The 14,606-nt window shown below is 65.7% G+C and carries 14 protein-coding genes; 5 read left to right on the top strand and 9 right to left on the bottom strand.

Annotated features, from left to right (window positions below):
• The first annotated feature begins 21 nt into the window (after nt 1-21).
• Together FHW97_RS13790 and FHW97_RS13785 are read left to right on the top strand one after the other, a co-directional pair.
• On the top strand, nt 22-1,311 hold the full coding sequence (locus FHW97_RS13790) for a dicarboxylate/amino acid:cation symporter (RefSeq protein ID WP_171799251.1): 1,290 nt from the start codon (nt 22-24) through the stop codon (nt 1,309-1,311).
• 136 nt (nt 1,312-1,447) lie between these two features.
• Nucleotides 1,448-2,062, top strand: coding sequence for a superoxide dismutase (locus tag FHW97_RS13785; RefSeq protein ID WP_168351923.1), 615 nt, complete (start codon nt 1,448-1,450; stop codon nt 2,060-2,062).
• Between the two features lie 75 nt (nt 2,063-2,137).
• On the opposite strand, the gene FHW97_RS13780 is transcribed toward FHW97_RS13785, so the two are convergent.
• From FHW97_RS13780 to FHW97_RS13770, 3 genes are all read right to left on the bottom strand, one after another.
• Nucleotides 2,138-3,409, bottom strand: a complete 1,272-nt coding sequence (locus FHW97_RS13780; protein WP_253941787.1) for an AI-2E family transporter — start codon at nt 3,407-3,409, stop codon at nt 2,138-2,140.
• A gap of 186 nt (nt 3,410-3,595) precedes the next feature.
• Nucleotides 3,596-4,222: a sigma-70 family RNA polymerase sigma factor gene (locus FHW97_RS13775; protein WP_028657704.1), complete on the bottom strand. Its 627-nt coding sequence runs from the start codon at nt 4,220-4,222 to the stop codon at nt 3,596-3,598.
• Nucleotides 4,215-4,391: a NepR family anti-sigma factor gene (locus tag FHW97_RS13770; protein ID WP_157088860.1), complete on the bottom strand. Its 177-nt coding sequence runs from the start codon at nt 4,389-4,391 to the stop codon at nt 4,215-4,217. Before FHW97_RS13770 ends, FHW97_RS13775 begins: the two co-directional genes overlap by 8 nt.
• A gap of 443 nt (nt 4,392-4,834) precedes the next feature.
• Between FHW97_RS13770 and FHW97_RS13765 the strand changes: the two genes are divergently transcribed.
• Nucleotides 4,835-6,469, top strand: a complete 1,635-nt coding sequence (locus tag FHW97_RS13765) for a CHASE domain-containing protein (RefSeq protein WP_370525428.1) — start codon at nt 4,835-4,837, stop codon at nt 6,467-6,469.
• A 121-nt stretch (nt 6,470-6,590) separates the two neighbouring features.
• On the opposite strand, the gene FHW97_RS13760 is transcribed toward FHW97_RS13765, so the two are convergent.
• Both FHW97_RS13760 and FHW97_RS13755 read right to left on the bottom strand, forming a co-directional pair.
• Nucleotides 6,591-7,391, bottom strand: coding sequence for a response regulator (locus FHW97_RS13760; RefSeq protein WP_022675674.1), 801 nt, complete (start codon nt 7,389-7,391; stop codon nt 6,591-6,593).
• 122 nt (nt 7,392-7,513) lie between these two features.
• The gene (locus FHW97_RS13755; RefSeq protein ID WP_168351922.1) at nt 7,514-7,870 is read right to left on the bottom strand and encodes a hypothetical protein; all 357 of its coding nucleotides are present in this window, start codon (nt 7,868-7,870) and stop codon (nt 7,514-7,516) included.
• Nucleotides 7,871-8,155: 285 nt separating this feature from the next.
• Between FHW97_RS13755 and FHW97_RS13750 the strand changes: the two genes are divergently transcribed.
• Nucleotides 8,156-8,848: a Crp/Fnr family transcriptional regulator gene (locus FHW97_RS13750; protein WP_051146283.1), complete on the top strand. Its 693-nt coding sequence runs from the start codon at nt 8,156-8,158 to the stop codon at nt 8,846-8,848.
• Between the two features lie 251 nt (nt 8,849-9,099).
• Here the strand turns inward: FHW97_RS13750 and FHW97_RS13745 are convergent, their stop codons facing one another.
• Together FHW97_RS13745 and FHW97_RS13740 are read right to left on the bottom strand one after the other, a co-directional pair.
• Entirely contained in the window at nt 9,100-9,549 is a 450-nt protein-coding gene (locus FHW97_RS13745; protein WP_054131807.1) for a response regulator, read from the bottom strand.
• 142 nt (nt 9,550-9,691) lie between these two features.
• Nucleotides 9,692-10,849 (bottom strand): N-acetyltransferase, encoded by a 1,158-nt coding sequence (locus tag FHW97_RS13740; RefSeq protein ID WP_054131881.1) that lies wholly within the window; start codon nt 10,847-10,849, stop codon nt 9,692-9,694.
• Nucleotides 10,850-11,005: 156 nt separating this feature from the next.
• On the opposite strand from FHW97_RS13740, the gene FHW97_RS13735 reads away from it, so the two are divergent.
• A complete protein-coding gene (locus tag FHW97_RS13735; protein ID WP_253941785.1) occupies nt 11,006-12,166 on the top strand; it encodes a fatty acid desaturase in 1,161 nt (386 codons plus the stop codon).
• Between the two features lie 64 nt (nt 12,167-12,230).
• Here the strand turns inward: FHW97_RS13735 and lptG are convergent, their stop codons facing one another.
• Together lptG and lptF are read right to left on the bottom strand one after the other, a co-directional pair.
• The gene (lptG, locus tag FHW97_RS13730; RefSeq protein ID WP_054131808.1) at nt 12,231-13,331 is read right to left on the bottom strand and encodes an LPS export ABC transporter permease LptG; all 1,101 of its coding nucleotides are present in this window, start codon (nt 13,329-13,331) and stop codon (nt 12,231-12,233) included.
• Nucleotides 13,321-14,562, bottom strand: coding sequence for an LPS export ABC transporter permease LptF (gene lptF / locus FHW97_RS13725; protein ID WP_022675681.1), 1,242 nt, complete (start codon nt 14,560-14,562; stop codon nt 13,321-13,323). The genes lptG and lptF overlap by 11 nt, the downstream gene beginning before the upstream one ends.
• Nucleotides 14,563-14,606: the final 44 nt, after the last annotated feature.

Raw genomic sequence — 14,606 nt, 5'->3', positions numbered from 1 at the left:
CACCATTATTCTCACCATGGCATGAACCAAGCGATTACCGATCCGTCATCCGCTCCCGAAGGGGGGCTTCCACCCATGGCCCATGTGCCGGCCCTGTGGATTTTCCTGGGGCTGGTCGGCGGGCTGGCGCTGGGCCTGGCGCTCGCCTTTGCCGCGCCGGCCGCGCTGCCGCCGATCCTGGCCGTGGCCGGGCCGGTGGGCGATCTGTGGCTGCGCGCGCTGCGGGCCACGATCATGCCGCTGGTGGTCGCGCTGCTGTTCACCGGCGTGGTGCAGACCGTAGCGGCCGCGCGCGCCGGGGCGATGGCGCGGCGTGCGCTGGCCTGGTTCATGGTCGTGCTGGTGGGCGGCTCGGCCATGGCCGGTCTGTTCACGCCCACGCTGCTGGCGCTGGTGCCGATCCCGCAAGGCGCGGGCGCGGCGCTGCGCGCCAATGTCGGCGCGGCAGCCGCGGGCACGGCCACGACCATGCCGGCGTTCGGCGATTTCATCACCTCGATGGTGCCGGTCAACGTGTTCACGTCCGCAGCGGCCGATGCGGTCCTGCCGGTGATCCTGTTCACCGGGGTGTTCGCCATGGCGGCCACGCGGCTGGGCCAGGCCCAGCGGCAAAGTCTGACGGTCTTTTTCGAAGGCATTGCCGGGGCGATGCTGGTGGTGATCGGCTGGGTGCTGTGGTGCGGGCCGGTGGGCGTTTTCGCGCTCAGCCTGGTGGTGGCGGCCAAGAGCGGCACTGCCGCGATCGGCGCGCTGGCGCACTATGTGATGATCGTGGCGCTGACCGGCACGGTGGTGTTCCTCGCGGCCTATCCGCTGGCGGTGCTGGGCGGGCGCCTGCCGCTGATCCGCTTTGCCCGCGCGATGCTGCCGGCGCAGGCGCTGGCACTGTCCACGCAGTCCTCGCTCGCCTCGCTGCCGGCCATGCTCAACGCCTGCCGCACCCTGGGCCTGCGCGATGCGACCAGCGAACTGGTCTTGCCGCTGGCCGTGGCGCTGTTTCGCGGCACCGGGCCGGCGATGAACTTTGCCGTGGCGATCTATGTGGCGCACTGGTTTGGCGTGCCGGTGGATGGCTGGCACATGCTGGCCGGCTTTGCCGTAGCCAGCGTGATGAGCTTTGGCGCGGTGAGCCTGCCGGGCACGATCAGCTTCGTCACCTCGATCGGCCCGATCGCGCTGGCCATGGGCGTACCGGTGGAACCGCTTGCGCTGCTGGTGGCGGTGGAAATGCTGCCCGATCTGATGCGCACGCTGGGCAATGTGACGATGGATGTGGCGGTGACGGCCGCCGTGGCCGCGCACGAGGATTGATCAGTTTGCGCTTGCAGCACGATCAGAAAAATTCACTGGAAATCGCTGCCAAATGCCATAGGCCGCAATGGCAACCGATGCCCGCCTGAGGCGTTGGTTTGGCATTGCCGATTTTCCCTGACGAAACGGAGCGACCATGGCGATTTCCCTTCTCCCGCTGCCCTATGCCGACAGCGCGCTGGACCCCACGATCTCGGCAGTGACCCTGCAGACCCACCACGGCAAGCATCACAAGGCCTATGTCGACAAGACCAATGCCGCCATCGACGGCACCGATCTGGCCGACAAGAGCCTGGAAGACATCGTCGCTGCCGCGCAAGCCAAGGGTGACAAGGGCCTGTTCAACAACTCTGCCCAGACCTGGAACCACGGTTTCTACTGGCACAGCCTGACCCCCGAAACCAGCGAACCGACCGGCGACCTTGCTGCCGCGATCGAAGCCTCGTTCGGCTCGCTCGATGCGCTCAAGGCTGAACTGGCCGCGCAGGGCGCCGCGCACTTTGCCTCGGGCTGGGTGTGGCTGGTGGCCAAGGATGGCAAGCTGGCGGTCGAACAAACCCACGACGCTGCCACCTATTCCGACCTGGGCGGCAACCCGCTGCTGGTGATCGACTTGTGGGAACACGCCTATTACGTCGATTACAAGAACCTGCGTCCCGACTACCTCAAGGGCGTGATCGAAAAGCACCTGAACTGGGGCTTTGCCGCCGAAAACCTCGGCCGCGGTTCGCTCTGGGCCTATCCGGCCTGATCATCGCACCGCGATGGCGACATGAAAAAGGGCAGGCCGCGCGGCCTGCCCTTTTTTGTATGCGGCGCGGTTGGGTCAGGCGCCTTGTGACGTGCGCGGGTGCAACGGGCGGCCGGTCTCGTCGCTGGCCATGTCACCCTCGTGCCCGGCATAGTCTTCGGGATGGCGCAGTTCATCCTGCGCGATCAGGCCCGGCTGGAACAGCGGCTCGCCAAACAGGAAGCCCACCAGGTTGGGCCGGCCCAGGTGATCGACCAGGGCCGTGAGCGTCAGCAGGATCGGCACCGACAGCAGCGCCCCCAGCGTGCCCCAGATCCACGAGAAATAGCTGATCGAGATCAGGATCGAGACCGGATTGAGCGTGAGCCGCGCGCCCAGGATGGAGGGTGTGACGAAGTTGGCCTCCACCGCATGCAGGCCGAGGAACGCCAGCGCCGGCAGCAGGCCCAGCGCCACTGTGCTGGCCGTGCCGACACCGACCAGGGTGAGCAGCGCGACCATGACCAGGGGCCCGACATAGGGCAGGAAATTGAGCACGAAGGCGAGCCCGCCCCACATGATCGGCGCAGAAAAGCCGAATGCCCACGATCCTGCGGCCACGATCGTGCCCACGCCCAGGTTGATCTGCGCGACGGTGAGAATGTACGAGGCGACGCGATCCTGCACCGCGCGGATCACGCGGGCGATGCGGACCGAGGCGCCAAAGCTGTGGCGATCGAACAGCAGGCGCCGCTTGGTGCGGATGCGCGATTCGATCATGAAGAACGTCAGCAGGAACGTCAGCAGCACTTCGATCAGCACGCTCGGCGTGGCAAAGGCCACCTGCTCGATCACCGAAGGCGTTGCCACCACCACTTCGCGCGTGGCTGTAGAGCCGGTCAGGCGCGCGATCTGGCGGTTGATGTCGTTCATCCACGCCAGGTTGCTGCGCAGTTCGGCAAAGCGCAGCGAGACGCGGCGCGCCATCGCCGGCACCTGGTCCACCATGTCGTAGGCCGGCTGCAGGATCAGCGACAGCGCGACGACCACCACCGCGATCAGCAGCAGCAGGGCCAGAAACGAAGCGAGCATGTTGGGCAGGCCCAGCCGCACCAGGCGATCCGCCGCTGGGGCCAGCACGATCGTCAGCACGATCGCGGTGACCGGGGGCAGGAACACTACCGATCCGATCGACAGCACGAACGGCAGGCCAAAGAACAGCCCCAGCCCCAGCAACAGCAGGATGGCCGATTGCAGGCGGGCTTGCTGCGTCTGCACGCCCGGTTCGGCGTGCAAGAGCGCATCCGGCGCGGCAGGCGGCGCGGCGGAGAGGGGATCGGGATCGCTGATGGAATCGCTGATGGACAAGGGGGGCACGGCCTGAATCTGGCGATGATTCGCCTTTCGCCGTCTTGGGCTTGCGCCGGGGCGCAATCAAGGGGCTGGCGGTGATGCGGCCGCGCTTTGCCGCGTGACTGGTGCAGTGCTGCCCAGGCCACGGCAGGGCGGCCCCAGCCCGATCGCGGGCCGGGGCCAGAACCGCCAGCGTAACCGTCAGTGGCCAGACTGAACCGTGGTATCAAGCTCGTGCATGATCGCATCGTGTGCCACGGCATCACCCGTGCTGCGACGCGGCAACTGCCCGGTATCGATCATCTGCGCAAGGGCAGCGCGGGCGCGGCCGACGCGGCTCTTGATCGTGCCCACGGCGCATTGGCAAATCTGCGCAGCTTCTTCGTAGGAGAAACCACCGGCGCCGACGAGCAGCAAAGCCTCGCGCCGCTCGGGCGGGAGCGTGAGCAGTGCGCGGTGCATGTCCGACAGGTGCAGGGGGCTTTCCTGCCCGGCGGGCGCGACCAGCACGCGTTCGGCCACTGTCTCGTCATACTCCGCGCGAAAGCGGTTGCGGCGCATGTCGGTGAGATAGGCATTGCGCAGGATCACGAAGGTCCAGGCGCGCATCGAGGTGCCCGGCTCGAACCTTTCCTGCGCGGCCCAGGCCTTGAGCAGGGTTTCCTGCACCAAGTCGTCGGCCAGGTCGGGACGGCCGCACAGACCACGCGCAAAGGCGCGCAGGTGCGGAATGACACCGGTCAGTTCGCGTTTGAAAGCAACGGCGTTGCGGGCGGAGGCAGCGGTATCGCCCTTGGTGTCTGCCGACGGGCGTGGGGCATCAGCCATGCGCATCGCCGTCCAGCTTGTCGAGCAACTGCGCGAAGCTGTCGGGCAAGGGTTCTTCTACGACGGAATCGTAGAGTTTGCGCAAACCGTCCGCCCACTCGGGCGAGTTTGCCCGCGCGCTGGTGCGACGTCGGGTCCCCGGGTTTTTCATAGGTTTATCTTTCGACATTCGCTTTCGGCTTCGCCTCCCCCCATGGGTCTTGCGGATGAACGGATCGGATGTGCCTGGCGCGGCTGGCCGTTTGTCCATGCATAGACCATGGGGCCGCCAGAATCACAGGTGCCCGATGTCTTGGGTTATCGGTCTTGGGTTGTTGCGCATGTGGAACGAAACCGCTCGCAATCGGTTCCCGCCAAAATCACCAAGACCGTGCCGGAAGCCCGGCGCGGCGTCCTGCGCTGTGAAAACCACATAATTGTCGGCCAGTTGCGGGCACAGGTGCTTGCGCCGTGCGTTGCATCGGGCATGATCAGGCGGCATGGGCTAAGCAGGCGCACGCCGCGCGTTTTGGGTATGGCAAGGTAAAGGGATCGCACGGGCACGTGGAGAAACTGCTCTCCCAGAAAAATCTGGCCCCAAGATGGTACGAGCGCTTTCCGCGGGCCTTGCCGGTGGGAATCTTCACGCTGACCATGGCCGTGACCGCGCTCAGCGTTTTCGCGATCGAGCGCGCGGACCGTCAGCGCGAGATTGCCCAGCTGGACAAGGTGGCTCAGGAGGTCTCGTCCGGGCTTGAACGGCGTGCCAACGGCAACGCCGCCTATCTGCGTTCAGCCGCCGCCCTGTTTGCCACGCGCCGCTCGGTCGAAGCCTCGCTGTTCCGCTCTTTCGTCGGCCAGTTGCAGATGGAAGGCAGCGCCAGCGGCGTCAACGGCATTGGCTGGGGCATGCGCGTGGCGAGCGGAGACGTGCCCATGGTCGAGCGCGTAATGCGTAGCGGCGGCGGCCATGCAGACGGTGCGCCCATGCTGCCAACGCCGCCGTTTGCGGTGCGGCCAGCCGATTTTGCCAAGCGTGGCTATGCCGTGCCCGTCATGTACCTGGTGCCCGAAACCGCGCGCAACCGCCAGTCGATCGGCTTTGACATGGCCAGCGATCCGGTGCGCCGCATCGCTATGGATCGCGCCGAGCTGGAAGAGCGGCCGATCGTTTCGGGCAAGCTGCAACTGGTGCATGCCGGCCATGTCAGCGACCAGGTTGGCTTTGTCATGTACATGCCGGTGTTCGGCGCCAGCCGCGATGACGGCAGCCGCACCCTGCGCGGGTTCGTGTTCACGCCATTTGCCGCCGATGAATTCCTGCGGACCTCGCTGCCAACCGATCCTGATACCCCGCTGGGCGTGCGCCTCTACGATGGCACCGAAACCAATGCCGACCTGCTTGCCCAGGAAAGCCCGGCCGCGCGGTCAGGGCGGGTGGTGCGCCGCTGGGTCGATGTGGCGGGCCGGCGCTGGCTGCTGGTGGTGGAAGCGCCGCCGGCCATGGTCCTGAGCATGCTGTCGGTCATGACGCTGCTGTTCGGCCTGCTGGTGGCAACGTTGCTGCTGGTCCTCGCGCGGCTGGTCAGCCAGCAGGTCGCCGAAGACCGTGTGGCCCTGGCCTGGTTCGAACAGCAATCCTCGATCCGCGATTCGCTGACGCGCGAATTGAACCACCGCGTGAAGAACACGCTGGCCAACGTGCTGTCGATCATCGCGTTGACCCGCCGCCGCGCGCGCGATCTCGACAGCTTTGTCGAAAGCCTGGAAGGGCGCATCCGCGCGCTGTCGGCCACGCACGATCTGCTGACCCAGTCGGATTGGGGCGCCACGCCGGTGGACCTGGTGATTCGGGCCGAACTGGCTCCCTATGCCCAGGGCGCCGATCACCATGTCGACATGGGCGGGCCCGATGTGCAGCTCGCCCCCAACGATGCGTTGTCTTTGGGCCTGGCGATTCACGAACTGGCGACCAACGCGGCCAAGTATGGCGCGCTCAGCGTGCCGGGGGGCCGGGTCGAGGTGCGCTGGGAACTGGCGGGCGAAACCACCGCGCGCATTTCCTGGCGGGAGCATGGCGGGCCGGCGATCGATCCCAAGGCGGGGCGCAAGCGCGGCTTTGGCACCGACCTGATCGAAAAGATCGTCGCCCACGAACTGCGCAATCCGGTGGACCTGCGGTTCGAGCCCGATGGCGTGCGCTGCACCCTGATCATTCCGGTGCGCGAGCGTGGCTCTTTTGCCATCCGCGAGGGCCGGCCGGCTTAAGCTGATCCATTACCGCCGCCGCCCGTAGGCACAGGCACCGCACACGAAAAAGGCCGGACCAACTGGGTCCGGCCTTTCCCGAGGGAACTGTTAGAGCACCCCTGGCGGGGTGGCCGCTAAATCAAGAGAGCGGGCGGCTGGAGCCGAAGAACAGCGCCTGGCTGATCGCGGCGCGCACGGTCGCTTCCTGGAACGGCTTGGTGATGAGGTAGGTCGGCTCGGGCCGGTCACCGGTCAGCAGGCGTTCGGGATAGGCGGTGATGAAAATCACCGGGACATCGACCAGCTTGAGGATATCGTCCACCGCGTCGAGGCCCGAAGAACCATCGGCCAGCTGGATATCGGCGAGCACCAGGCCCGGCGTTTCGCGGCTGGCAATGTCGCGCGCCTGGGTGCGGGTGGCGGCCATGCCGCACACATCGTGGCCCAGCGAGCGGACGAGGTCTTCCAACTGCATCGAGATCAGCGGCTCGTCTTCGATGATCAGCACGCTGGTCGAGGACTCGCGGTCGATTTCCTCGATCGCTTCCTGCACCAGGGCTTCGACATCGGCCGGCGTGCGGTCGAGAATTTCGGCCACTTCGGCAACCGAGAAATCTTCGAGCGTGACCAGCAGCAGCGCCTGGCGGTTGGCCGGCGTAATGTGTGCCAGGCGTTCCTGCGCGGCGGTTTCGTGCAGGCCCAGATCGCTACCGCCGGAATGATCCAGGGTATCGACGAACGCACTCGACCAGACCTTGTTGAAGGCTCGATAGAGCGCCACGCGGCCTTCGCCGATGGCACTGCGCAGGTCTGCATCGGCAAGAGCCGCTTCCAGCGTGGCACGCACAAAGGCATCGCCGGTCTGCTGGCTTCCGGTCAAAGCCCGGGCATAGCGGCGCAGATAGGGAAGATTGGTAGCTACTTTGGCGCCCAGCGACATTTAAACCCCTTCCTGGATACGCAATGCACCCCTCAATGCCTTACGCCGGTTTCGGTTCCCGAACCAACATGCGTTTTTGCATCGACGGGTGCGGCATGCAGATGGGCACGCCGCTGTGCCGCTCACTTTTGCGGATCGAACACACCGGTGGCCCAATCGGCCAGTTCCCAAACGCCGACCGGCTTGGGAAAGCGCGGCACGCCCGCCAGCGAGGCCGGGATCATGCCCGAATCTGCCCCGGAAATCAGCGCCACGGTACAATCTTGCGCAATGAGGCGCAGCGCCAGCGGCGCGGAATGGCCATCGGGCAGGCGCAGGTCGAGCAGGGCAGCCCGCGGCATCTCTTGCGCGACCAGGGCTTCGGCTTCGGCAATGTCCACGGCCACGGCCACGCGAAATCCGCGTTCGGTCAGCTCGTCCTCGATTTCCATCGCAACCAGCACGTTGTCTTCCAGCACCAGAATGTAATCGGCAATCATTGCAACGCGCTCCGGCGCGCAGGCAGCGGGTGGGGGGGGCTTGGCTGGCCTGCGGCGGCGCGCTCTATCCGGGAACCGGGAACTCGTTTATGTCATTTGACATAGCCGTGGGACCGGACATGCCCGATCATGGCGCCCAACAGGGTGGCCGTTGCCGGGTAGGCAGGAGTGTAAGACAGCGTGCACAGAGGAGGCGGAAGCGCCGGCGGCGGCCAGGGTGCCGTAGATATCCGGCAATTGAATCAACCGTGCCGTACCTGTCCGCTGCGCGATCGGCCCGGGCTGGTGGCCCCCGATACGGCGCAGCGCGAATGGATCGAGCGCCATCGCAGTGGCGAACGCAGCGTGGCGCGCGGCGAGGAAGTGCTGCGCCAGGGTGCGCCGGGCGATCGGCTGTTCACCGTGCTGGAAGGCGTGTTGATGCGCTATCGCCTGCTCGAGGATGGGCGCCGGCAGGTGGTCAACATCATGTTTCCGGGCGATCTGGTCGGTCTGCAGGCCGCATTCGATGGCGAGATGAGCCATGGCGTCACCGCGCTGACCGATACGCGGCTGTGCATGTTCCCGCGCGATCGCTTCATGGAACTGGTCACGGCGCAACCCCGCTTTGCCTATGACGTGATCTGGCTTTCGGCGCGCGAGGAAGATGCGTTGGAGCAGCACCTGGTGGCGCTGGGCCAGCGCCCGGCGCGCGAGCGTGTGGCCTATCTGGCGTTGTGGCTGGTGGAGCGCGGCTTGCAGACCGGCATCGCGCCGCAGATCGGCCCGTCTGCCACGTTGCGCGTGCCGATCACGCAGGGCCAGGTGGCCGATATGCTGGGCCTGTCGCTGGTGCATACCAACCGCACGTTGCAGGCGCTGCGCAAGGCTGGACAGGTGGATTGGATGGGCACGGGCATCCACATTCCCCGCCTGGACAATGTGCGGGCGATGGTCGGTTTCGATCCCCAGGGCTTGCCAAAAAGACCTTACATCTAAGGTGCTTGGCTCGAGGATTTGGGGGATTGAGGCGAAATTGCAAAATAATGCCGATTTTTTTCGGCGAGGTGGGAACCGATTTCGGGGCACCCCGTTAAAGGCATGTCACCGCCGAGACCCCCCCTCCCGTCCAAGCGGCTGGTGATACGATCCCGAAGGCCTCCGCCAATCCCCGGCGGAGGCCTTTTTCGTGGGCGTGTACGCACAGCGACACACGCGGTGCGCCCGGTGGCTGCAACCCCTGACCGTGATCAGCGCGTCAAAGCATTGCGCAGGCGGCCGAGCAGGCCGGCCTGGCGGCCATGGCGCTGCACCAGGCTGGCCAAGGCATCGGGTGGAAAGGGCTTGGCCAGCACGTGGCCGAGTTCGGCGATGTGCGGTGGGATGCTTTCCGGCGTGCCGGTGGAAAAGATGATCAGCGGTGGATTCGGGCTGATCGCCATGGCCAATTCCGCCAGGGCCCAGCCGTCGTCACGATCGGCCAGGTGCACATCGAGCACGAGGATGGAGGGACGCAGGCGCTGCATCTCGATCAGGGCCTGGGCGGTGGTGTGGCAGGTGGCCACCGTATCCGCCCCGGCCTGGGCCAGGCTGTCAGCCATGGCCAGCGCCACGATGGCCTCATCCTCGACCACCAGGGCATTGCCCAACCCGCCGCCGGCCGGGCCGGATGGCGCGCCGGGATGACCGAACAATTGCATGGCCTGCTTTCCCTTCTCCGGCCGCCTTGCACGCGGGTGCAAGGGCCGGCGCCCAAGTGGGGCTTGCCTTGGCCTATGCAAGGCTAACCCGCCGGGAACAACGCCTGTTGCGCCCGCGCGTTCCGCAGGCGCGGGCGGTGGATCAAAGCGCGCGTTCGTAGATCGTATAGCGCTTGTTGACGTGGCTATCGATCGCGTCGGCAATGGCGATCATCCCCTGGTTGTCATCCAGGATCCAGCCGATTTCCCCGCGCGAGGCGCCATAGTGCTGCACCGAATTGCGCCGGATATATTCGATCATCATGAAGGCCAACTGGCTCGCGAGGCGCGAGGATTGCAGCTTCTTGCGTACGCCCATCAGTGGCACGCGCATGGTGCGGCAACGCGGCTTGTTCAGCCAGCGCAGCAGCTTGATCCAGTTGAACGGAAACAGCTTTCCGCCCATCGGCTTCATCACTTCGTTGAGATCGGGCAGCGTCATCATGAAGGCCACCGGCTCACCTTCGTACTCGGCCACCATGATCAGGTCTTCGCGCACGATCGGCTTGAACTTCTTGCCGGCATAGCCGATCTCGGTCTGGGTAAACGGCACGAAGCCCCAGTTGTCCGACCAGGCATCGTTGAGGATGTCGAGAATGATCGCCGCTTCGCTGTCGAACTTGCTCTTGTCGACATTGCGGATGCGAATCTTGGCGTTCTTCTCGCCCGATTGCACGATGCGCTGGATCAGCGGCGGAAACTGCTTGGTGATGTCCAGTTCATAGGTCAGCAGCTGCTTGGCCGGGGTATAGGGCAAGGCCTCGATATAGTGCTGGTAGCGTTCGCTCTGGTGGCCCATCATCACCGTGGGCGGATGGTCAAAGCCCAGCGTCAACTGGCCCGGCTCTTCCCAGACCGACATCGACAGCGGCGCGAGCACGCGGGTCATGCCCTTGGCGCGCAGCCACTCTTCGGCCCGCGCGATCAGGGCGTGGGCGGTGCTTTCGTCTTCCGCTTCCAGCAGGCCCCAGTTGCCGGTGCCCGGTCCCATGCCCTGTACCGGGTCCATCGCCACGGCAAGGTGATCGATATGGGCGGAAATGCGGCCAACGATGCGCCCGTCGCGCCGCGCCAGGAACAGCTGCACATCGGCGTGTTCGAAGAACGGGTTCTTGCCCGGAGTGATCAGTTCCATCGCTTCCATGCGCAGCGGTGGCACCCAGTTGGGGTCAGATGCGTTGATGCGATAGGCCAGATCGACAAAGGCGGCCCGTTCGGCCTTGTTTGCAACGGGGGTGATGACTACTTCGCCTGCCACGATATCGCCTTTGTTTTGAGTTATACGCGCGCTGTCCCGGATGCCTGCGGTGCTATCCGGTGACTTGTCAAGCCGGACGAGCCCAGGCGGACCGGCGATCACCCGCCAGGCAGGTTTTTTGCCTGGTGTAACATGGGTTTCTTGGGAACCGTTTTTGCCATGCTTGTCACCGAATTTGCTGAACAGAGCGACGCACCTGCTGCTGCGGCCTCCGCTGCGCCAGCTGCCACGCCCCCCGCTGCGACGTCCACGCCTGCCCATCGCGCGCCCGGCCTTGCCGGCACGCCCGAGGACAAGGAGATGCTGCGCGCTGCGGCCGAATTGACGCGGGATATCGCCCGCGCCCGGCCGGAAATCTATTGGCCCGACATGCTGGTGTCGGCGCTGCTCGGCTATGGCGCGCTGGGCCTGGCGATTGCCACCGCGCTGCGCGGCGGCAGCTGGGGCGTGGTCGTGGCGCTCGGGGTGTTCTCGGCCCTCGCGCTCTATCGCGCGCTGCTGTTCATCCATGAACTGACGCATATGCATCGCGATGCCCTGCCGGGTTTCCGCTTCGTCTGGAACCTGGTGGTTGGCATTCCGGTGCTGATGCCCTCGTTCATGTATGAAGGCGTGCATTCGCTGCACCACTCGCGCATCCGCTATGGCACCAGCGAAGACCCGGAATACCTGCCTCTGGCGCTGATGAAGCCCTGGTCGCTGCCGCTGTTTACCGCCACCGCGCTGCTGCTGCCGGTCGGCCTCTTGCTGCGTTCGGCCGTGCTGGTGCCGCTGGGCGTGATCGTGCCGCCGCTGCGCACGCTGGTGTGGGAGCGCGCCTCTTCGCTCTCGATCAATCCCGGCTTCCGCCGGCGCAAGCCGGAAGGCGCCATGGCGCGCATGGTGTTCTGGCAGGAACTGGGCGCCACGCTGTGGGCCTGGGCCGTGCTGGGCTGGTCGGCCGCGCATGGCTGGCTGCCGCTGCTGATCGCGCTGGGCGTGATCGCGCTGGCCGCGCTGCTCAACCAGGTGCGCACGCTGGTGGCCCACCTGTGGGAGAACGAAGGCGAGCAGATGACCGTGACCGGGCAATACCTCGATTCGGTCAACGTGCCGCCGCCGGGCGTATGGGGCGCGATGTGGGCGCCGGTGGGCCTGCGCTATCACGCGCTGCACCACCTGCTGCCGTCGATGCCTTATCACTCGCTGGCCGAATGCCACCGTCGCCTGCGCGGCCATCTTGGGCTGGAATCGACCTATGAGCGGGCCAACTATGCCGGGCTGTTCCCGCTGCTCGCGCGGCTGGTGCGCTCGACCATGGGCACGCGCGCCAAGGGCTGACGTTTCACCAGCAGTCGCGCCCTGAAAAAGCCCCGCCCCGGTCTTGTCCGGCGCGGGGCTTTTTTCATTCCTCGGTGCGGATCAGCACGGCCTCGCCGATCAGGAAGAACAGCACGAACGGCGCCCAGGCCGCGATCAGCGGCGGGTATCCGCCAAAGCTGCCCATGGCGAGCGCGGCATTGTCGACCACGAAATAGGCAAAGCCCAGCGCCATGCCGATCACCGCGCGCATGAACAGCTGGCCCGAGCGGGCCAGGCCAAAGCCGGCCACCGCGCCGAGCAGCGGCATCAGCATGGCCGACAGCGGGCCGGAAATCTTGTGCCACCAGCGGCTTTCCAGCTCGCTGGTGCTGTGCCCGGCAGCGCGGATCGCCTGGATCGAGCCGGTCAGGTGCCACAGCGATTCGGCATCGGCATCGGCCTTGCGGATCAGGATCTGGGTGGGGGTAACGCCGGTGGCGAACACGGCATCGCCATTATCCTGGGTGCGCCGCGCGCTCTGCACGTCAAACGTGGTGGGCCGGGTCAGGCGCCAGCCGGGATTGGCATAAGTGGCGGCCGGCGAGCGGACGATCTCGGTGACCATGCCGGTGGGATCGCGGCGATGCCAGGTCACGTCGGTCATGCGCATGGCATTGCCCTCGCCAGTCACCGTGCGGGCATAGAGAATGTTGGGTCCATCCTGTAGCCAGACGTTGCTGCGCACCTGGGTATCGGTGGGCAGGGGGCCATAATTGGCCGCCTGCCAGGCCTTGAGCGTGGCGGTGGAGCGCGTGACGATCCGCTCGTTGAACGCGAAATTGCCGATCGCGATCACGCCGGCCACCAGGAACAGCGGCGCCAGCACCTGGTGCGCCGATAGCCCCGAGGCCTTCATCGCAATCACTTCGCTGTTCTGGTTGAGCGTGAACAGTGTGATGATCGTGGCCAGCAGCACCGAATAGGGCAGGAACTTGGCCACCAGCTGGGGGGCGCGCAGGCCCACATAGGTAAGCAGTTGCGCCTGGCCATTGCCAGGATGGGCCAGGATCTCGCCGCTTTCGCCCAGCAGATCGAGCATCTGCAGCACCAGGACCAGCATCAGCAGCACGGCCACGACGCGCGCGGCAAACATCTTACCGATGTAGCGCGTCATCGTCGCGGATGGAAAGATATCAAGCTGCAAGGCTATCGTCCTGTGCTGCCGGGTCGATCATGTCGCCACGGCGGCGGCGCGCGAACAGCTTGCGCACGCGGCTGGCAACCTTGGCAAAGGCGGTTTCGAGCGCGCCGATCGGCTGGCCACCGGGCACATAGGCCAGGCGCCAGTACATCCAGATGATCAGTGCGGCAAAGAGCGCGAACGGTCCCCACAGCGCCAGGGCAGGATCAAGCCGGCCCAGGCTGGCGACATCCTGCCCATATTCGTTGACCTTGTGATAGGCCACCACCATCACGATGGACAGGAACACCCCCAACGCCGAGGTGGAGCGCTTGGGCGGGACGGCCAGGGCCACGGCCAGCAGCGGCAGCAGGAACATCATCACCACTTCCACCAAACGGTAGTTGAGGCTGGCCTTGCTCTTGTTGCGCATGTCCTGCGAATAGGCCTTGTTCCAGCCAATCTTGAGCAGCTCGGGCAGGATGTATTCGCGGTCCTTGTCGCCGCGCTGGCGGAACTGGGCGATCTTGGGCAGGTCGATCGGCAGATCGTGTGACGCGAAGGTCAGCACGCGCGGCGAGGCCAGGTCGGGCCCATCCTGGACGATCTGGCCGTCGGTCAGGCGCAGGATGATCGTGTCGCGGTTCTCGCGATTGGCAAAGAACTGCCCCTCGCGCGCGGAGATGGTCATGGTCTGGCCCTTGGGCGTGACCAGGCGGGCAAAGATACCCTCCAGATCGCGCCCGTCGTCGCGGCTGGAATCGACGCGCAGTGCTGTGCGATCCTGCAACGCGTTGAATTCGCCCACCTTGATCGAGGCACCCAGTGCGCCAGAGCCCAGCTCGTACTGCAATTCCTCGTAGTAGTAGCGGCTCAGGGGCTGGATATAGCCCACGATCAGCAGGTTGACCCCAGCCAGCACCAGCGTGAAGAGATAGGGCACCCGCAGCAGGCGGGTATAGGACAGGCCCACCGCGCGCATCACGTCGAGTTCCGAACTGGTCGCCAGTTTGCGGAAGGCGAACAGGATGCCGAGCATCAGCCCCAGCGGAATGGCGAGGCTCGCATATTCCGGGAAGAGGTTGATCAGCATCTTGAACACGACCGTGACCGGCCCGCCCTCGGTGGCGACAAAGTCAAACAGCCGCAGCATCTTGTCCAGCACCAGCAGCGATGCTGCCAGGACGAACACGGCCAGCATGGGCACGATCACCAGGCGGGCGATGTACCTGTCGATGGCGCTGAGGAATTTCACGTTCGGGCGTTTCACCGTGTGGGCGTCAAGGGGCAAGCAACGTC

This window comes from Novosphingobium sp. SG754, from assembly GCF_013149315.1.
Lineage (GTDB): Bacteria > Pseudomonadota > Alphaproteobacteria > Sphingomonadales > Sphingomonadaceae > Novosphingobium > Novosphingobium capsulatum.
This window is presented reverse-complemented; position numbering and strand designations above follow the sequence as displayed.

What these genes read in the sequence shown, in the direction of transcription:
- FHW97_RS13790 (WP_171799251.1), top strand. Translation starts at nt 22, where the DNA reads ATGAACCAAGCGATTACCGATCCGTCATCCGCTCCCGAAGGGGGGCTT.
- FHW97_RS13785 (WP_168351923.1), top strand. Translation starts at nt 1,448, where the DNA reads ATGGCGATTTCCCTTCTCCCGCTGCCCTATGCCGACAGCGCGCTGGAC.
- FHW97_RS13775 (WP_028657704.1), bottom strand. Translation starts at nt 4,222, where the DNA reads ATGGCTGATGCCCCACGCCCGTCGGCAGACACCAAGGGCGATACCGCT.
- FHW97_RS13770 (WP_157088860.1), bottom strand. Translation starts at nt 4,391, where the DNA reads ATGTCGAAAGATAAACCTATGAAAAACCCGGGGACCCGACGTCGCACC.
- FHW97_RS13760 (WP_022675674.1), bottom strand. Translation starts at nt 7,391, where the DNA reads ATGTCGCTGGGCGCCAAAGTAGCTACCAATCTTCCCTATCTGCGCCGC.
- FHW97_RS13755 (WP_168351922.1), bottom strand. Translation starts at nt 7,870, where the DNA reads ATGATTGCCGATTACATTCTGGTGCTGGAAGACAACGTGCTGGTTGCG.
- FHW97_RS13745 (WP_054131807.1), bottom strand. Translation starts at nt 9,549, where the DNA reads ATGCAATTGTTCGGTCATCCCGGCGCGCCATCCGGCCCGGCCGGCGGC.
- FHW97_RS13735 (WP_253941785.1), top strand. Translation starts at nt 11,006, where the DNA reads ATGCTTGTCACCGAATTTGCTGAACAGAGCGACGCACCTGCTGCTGCG.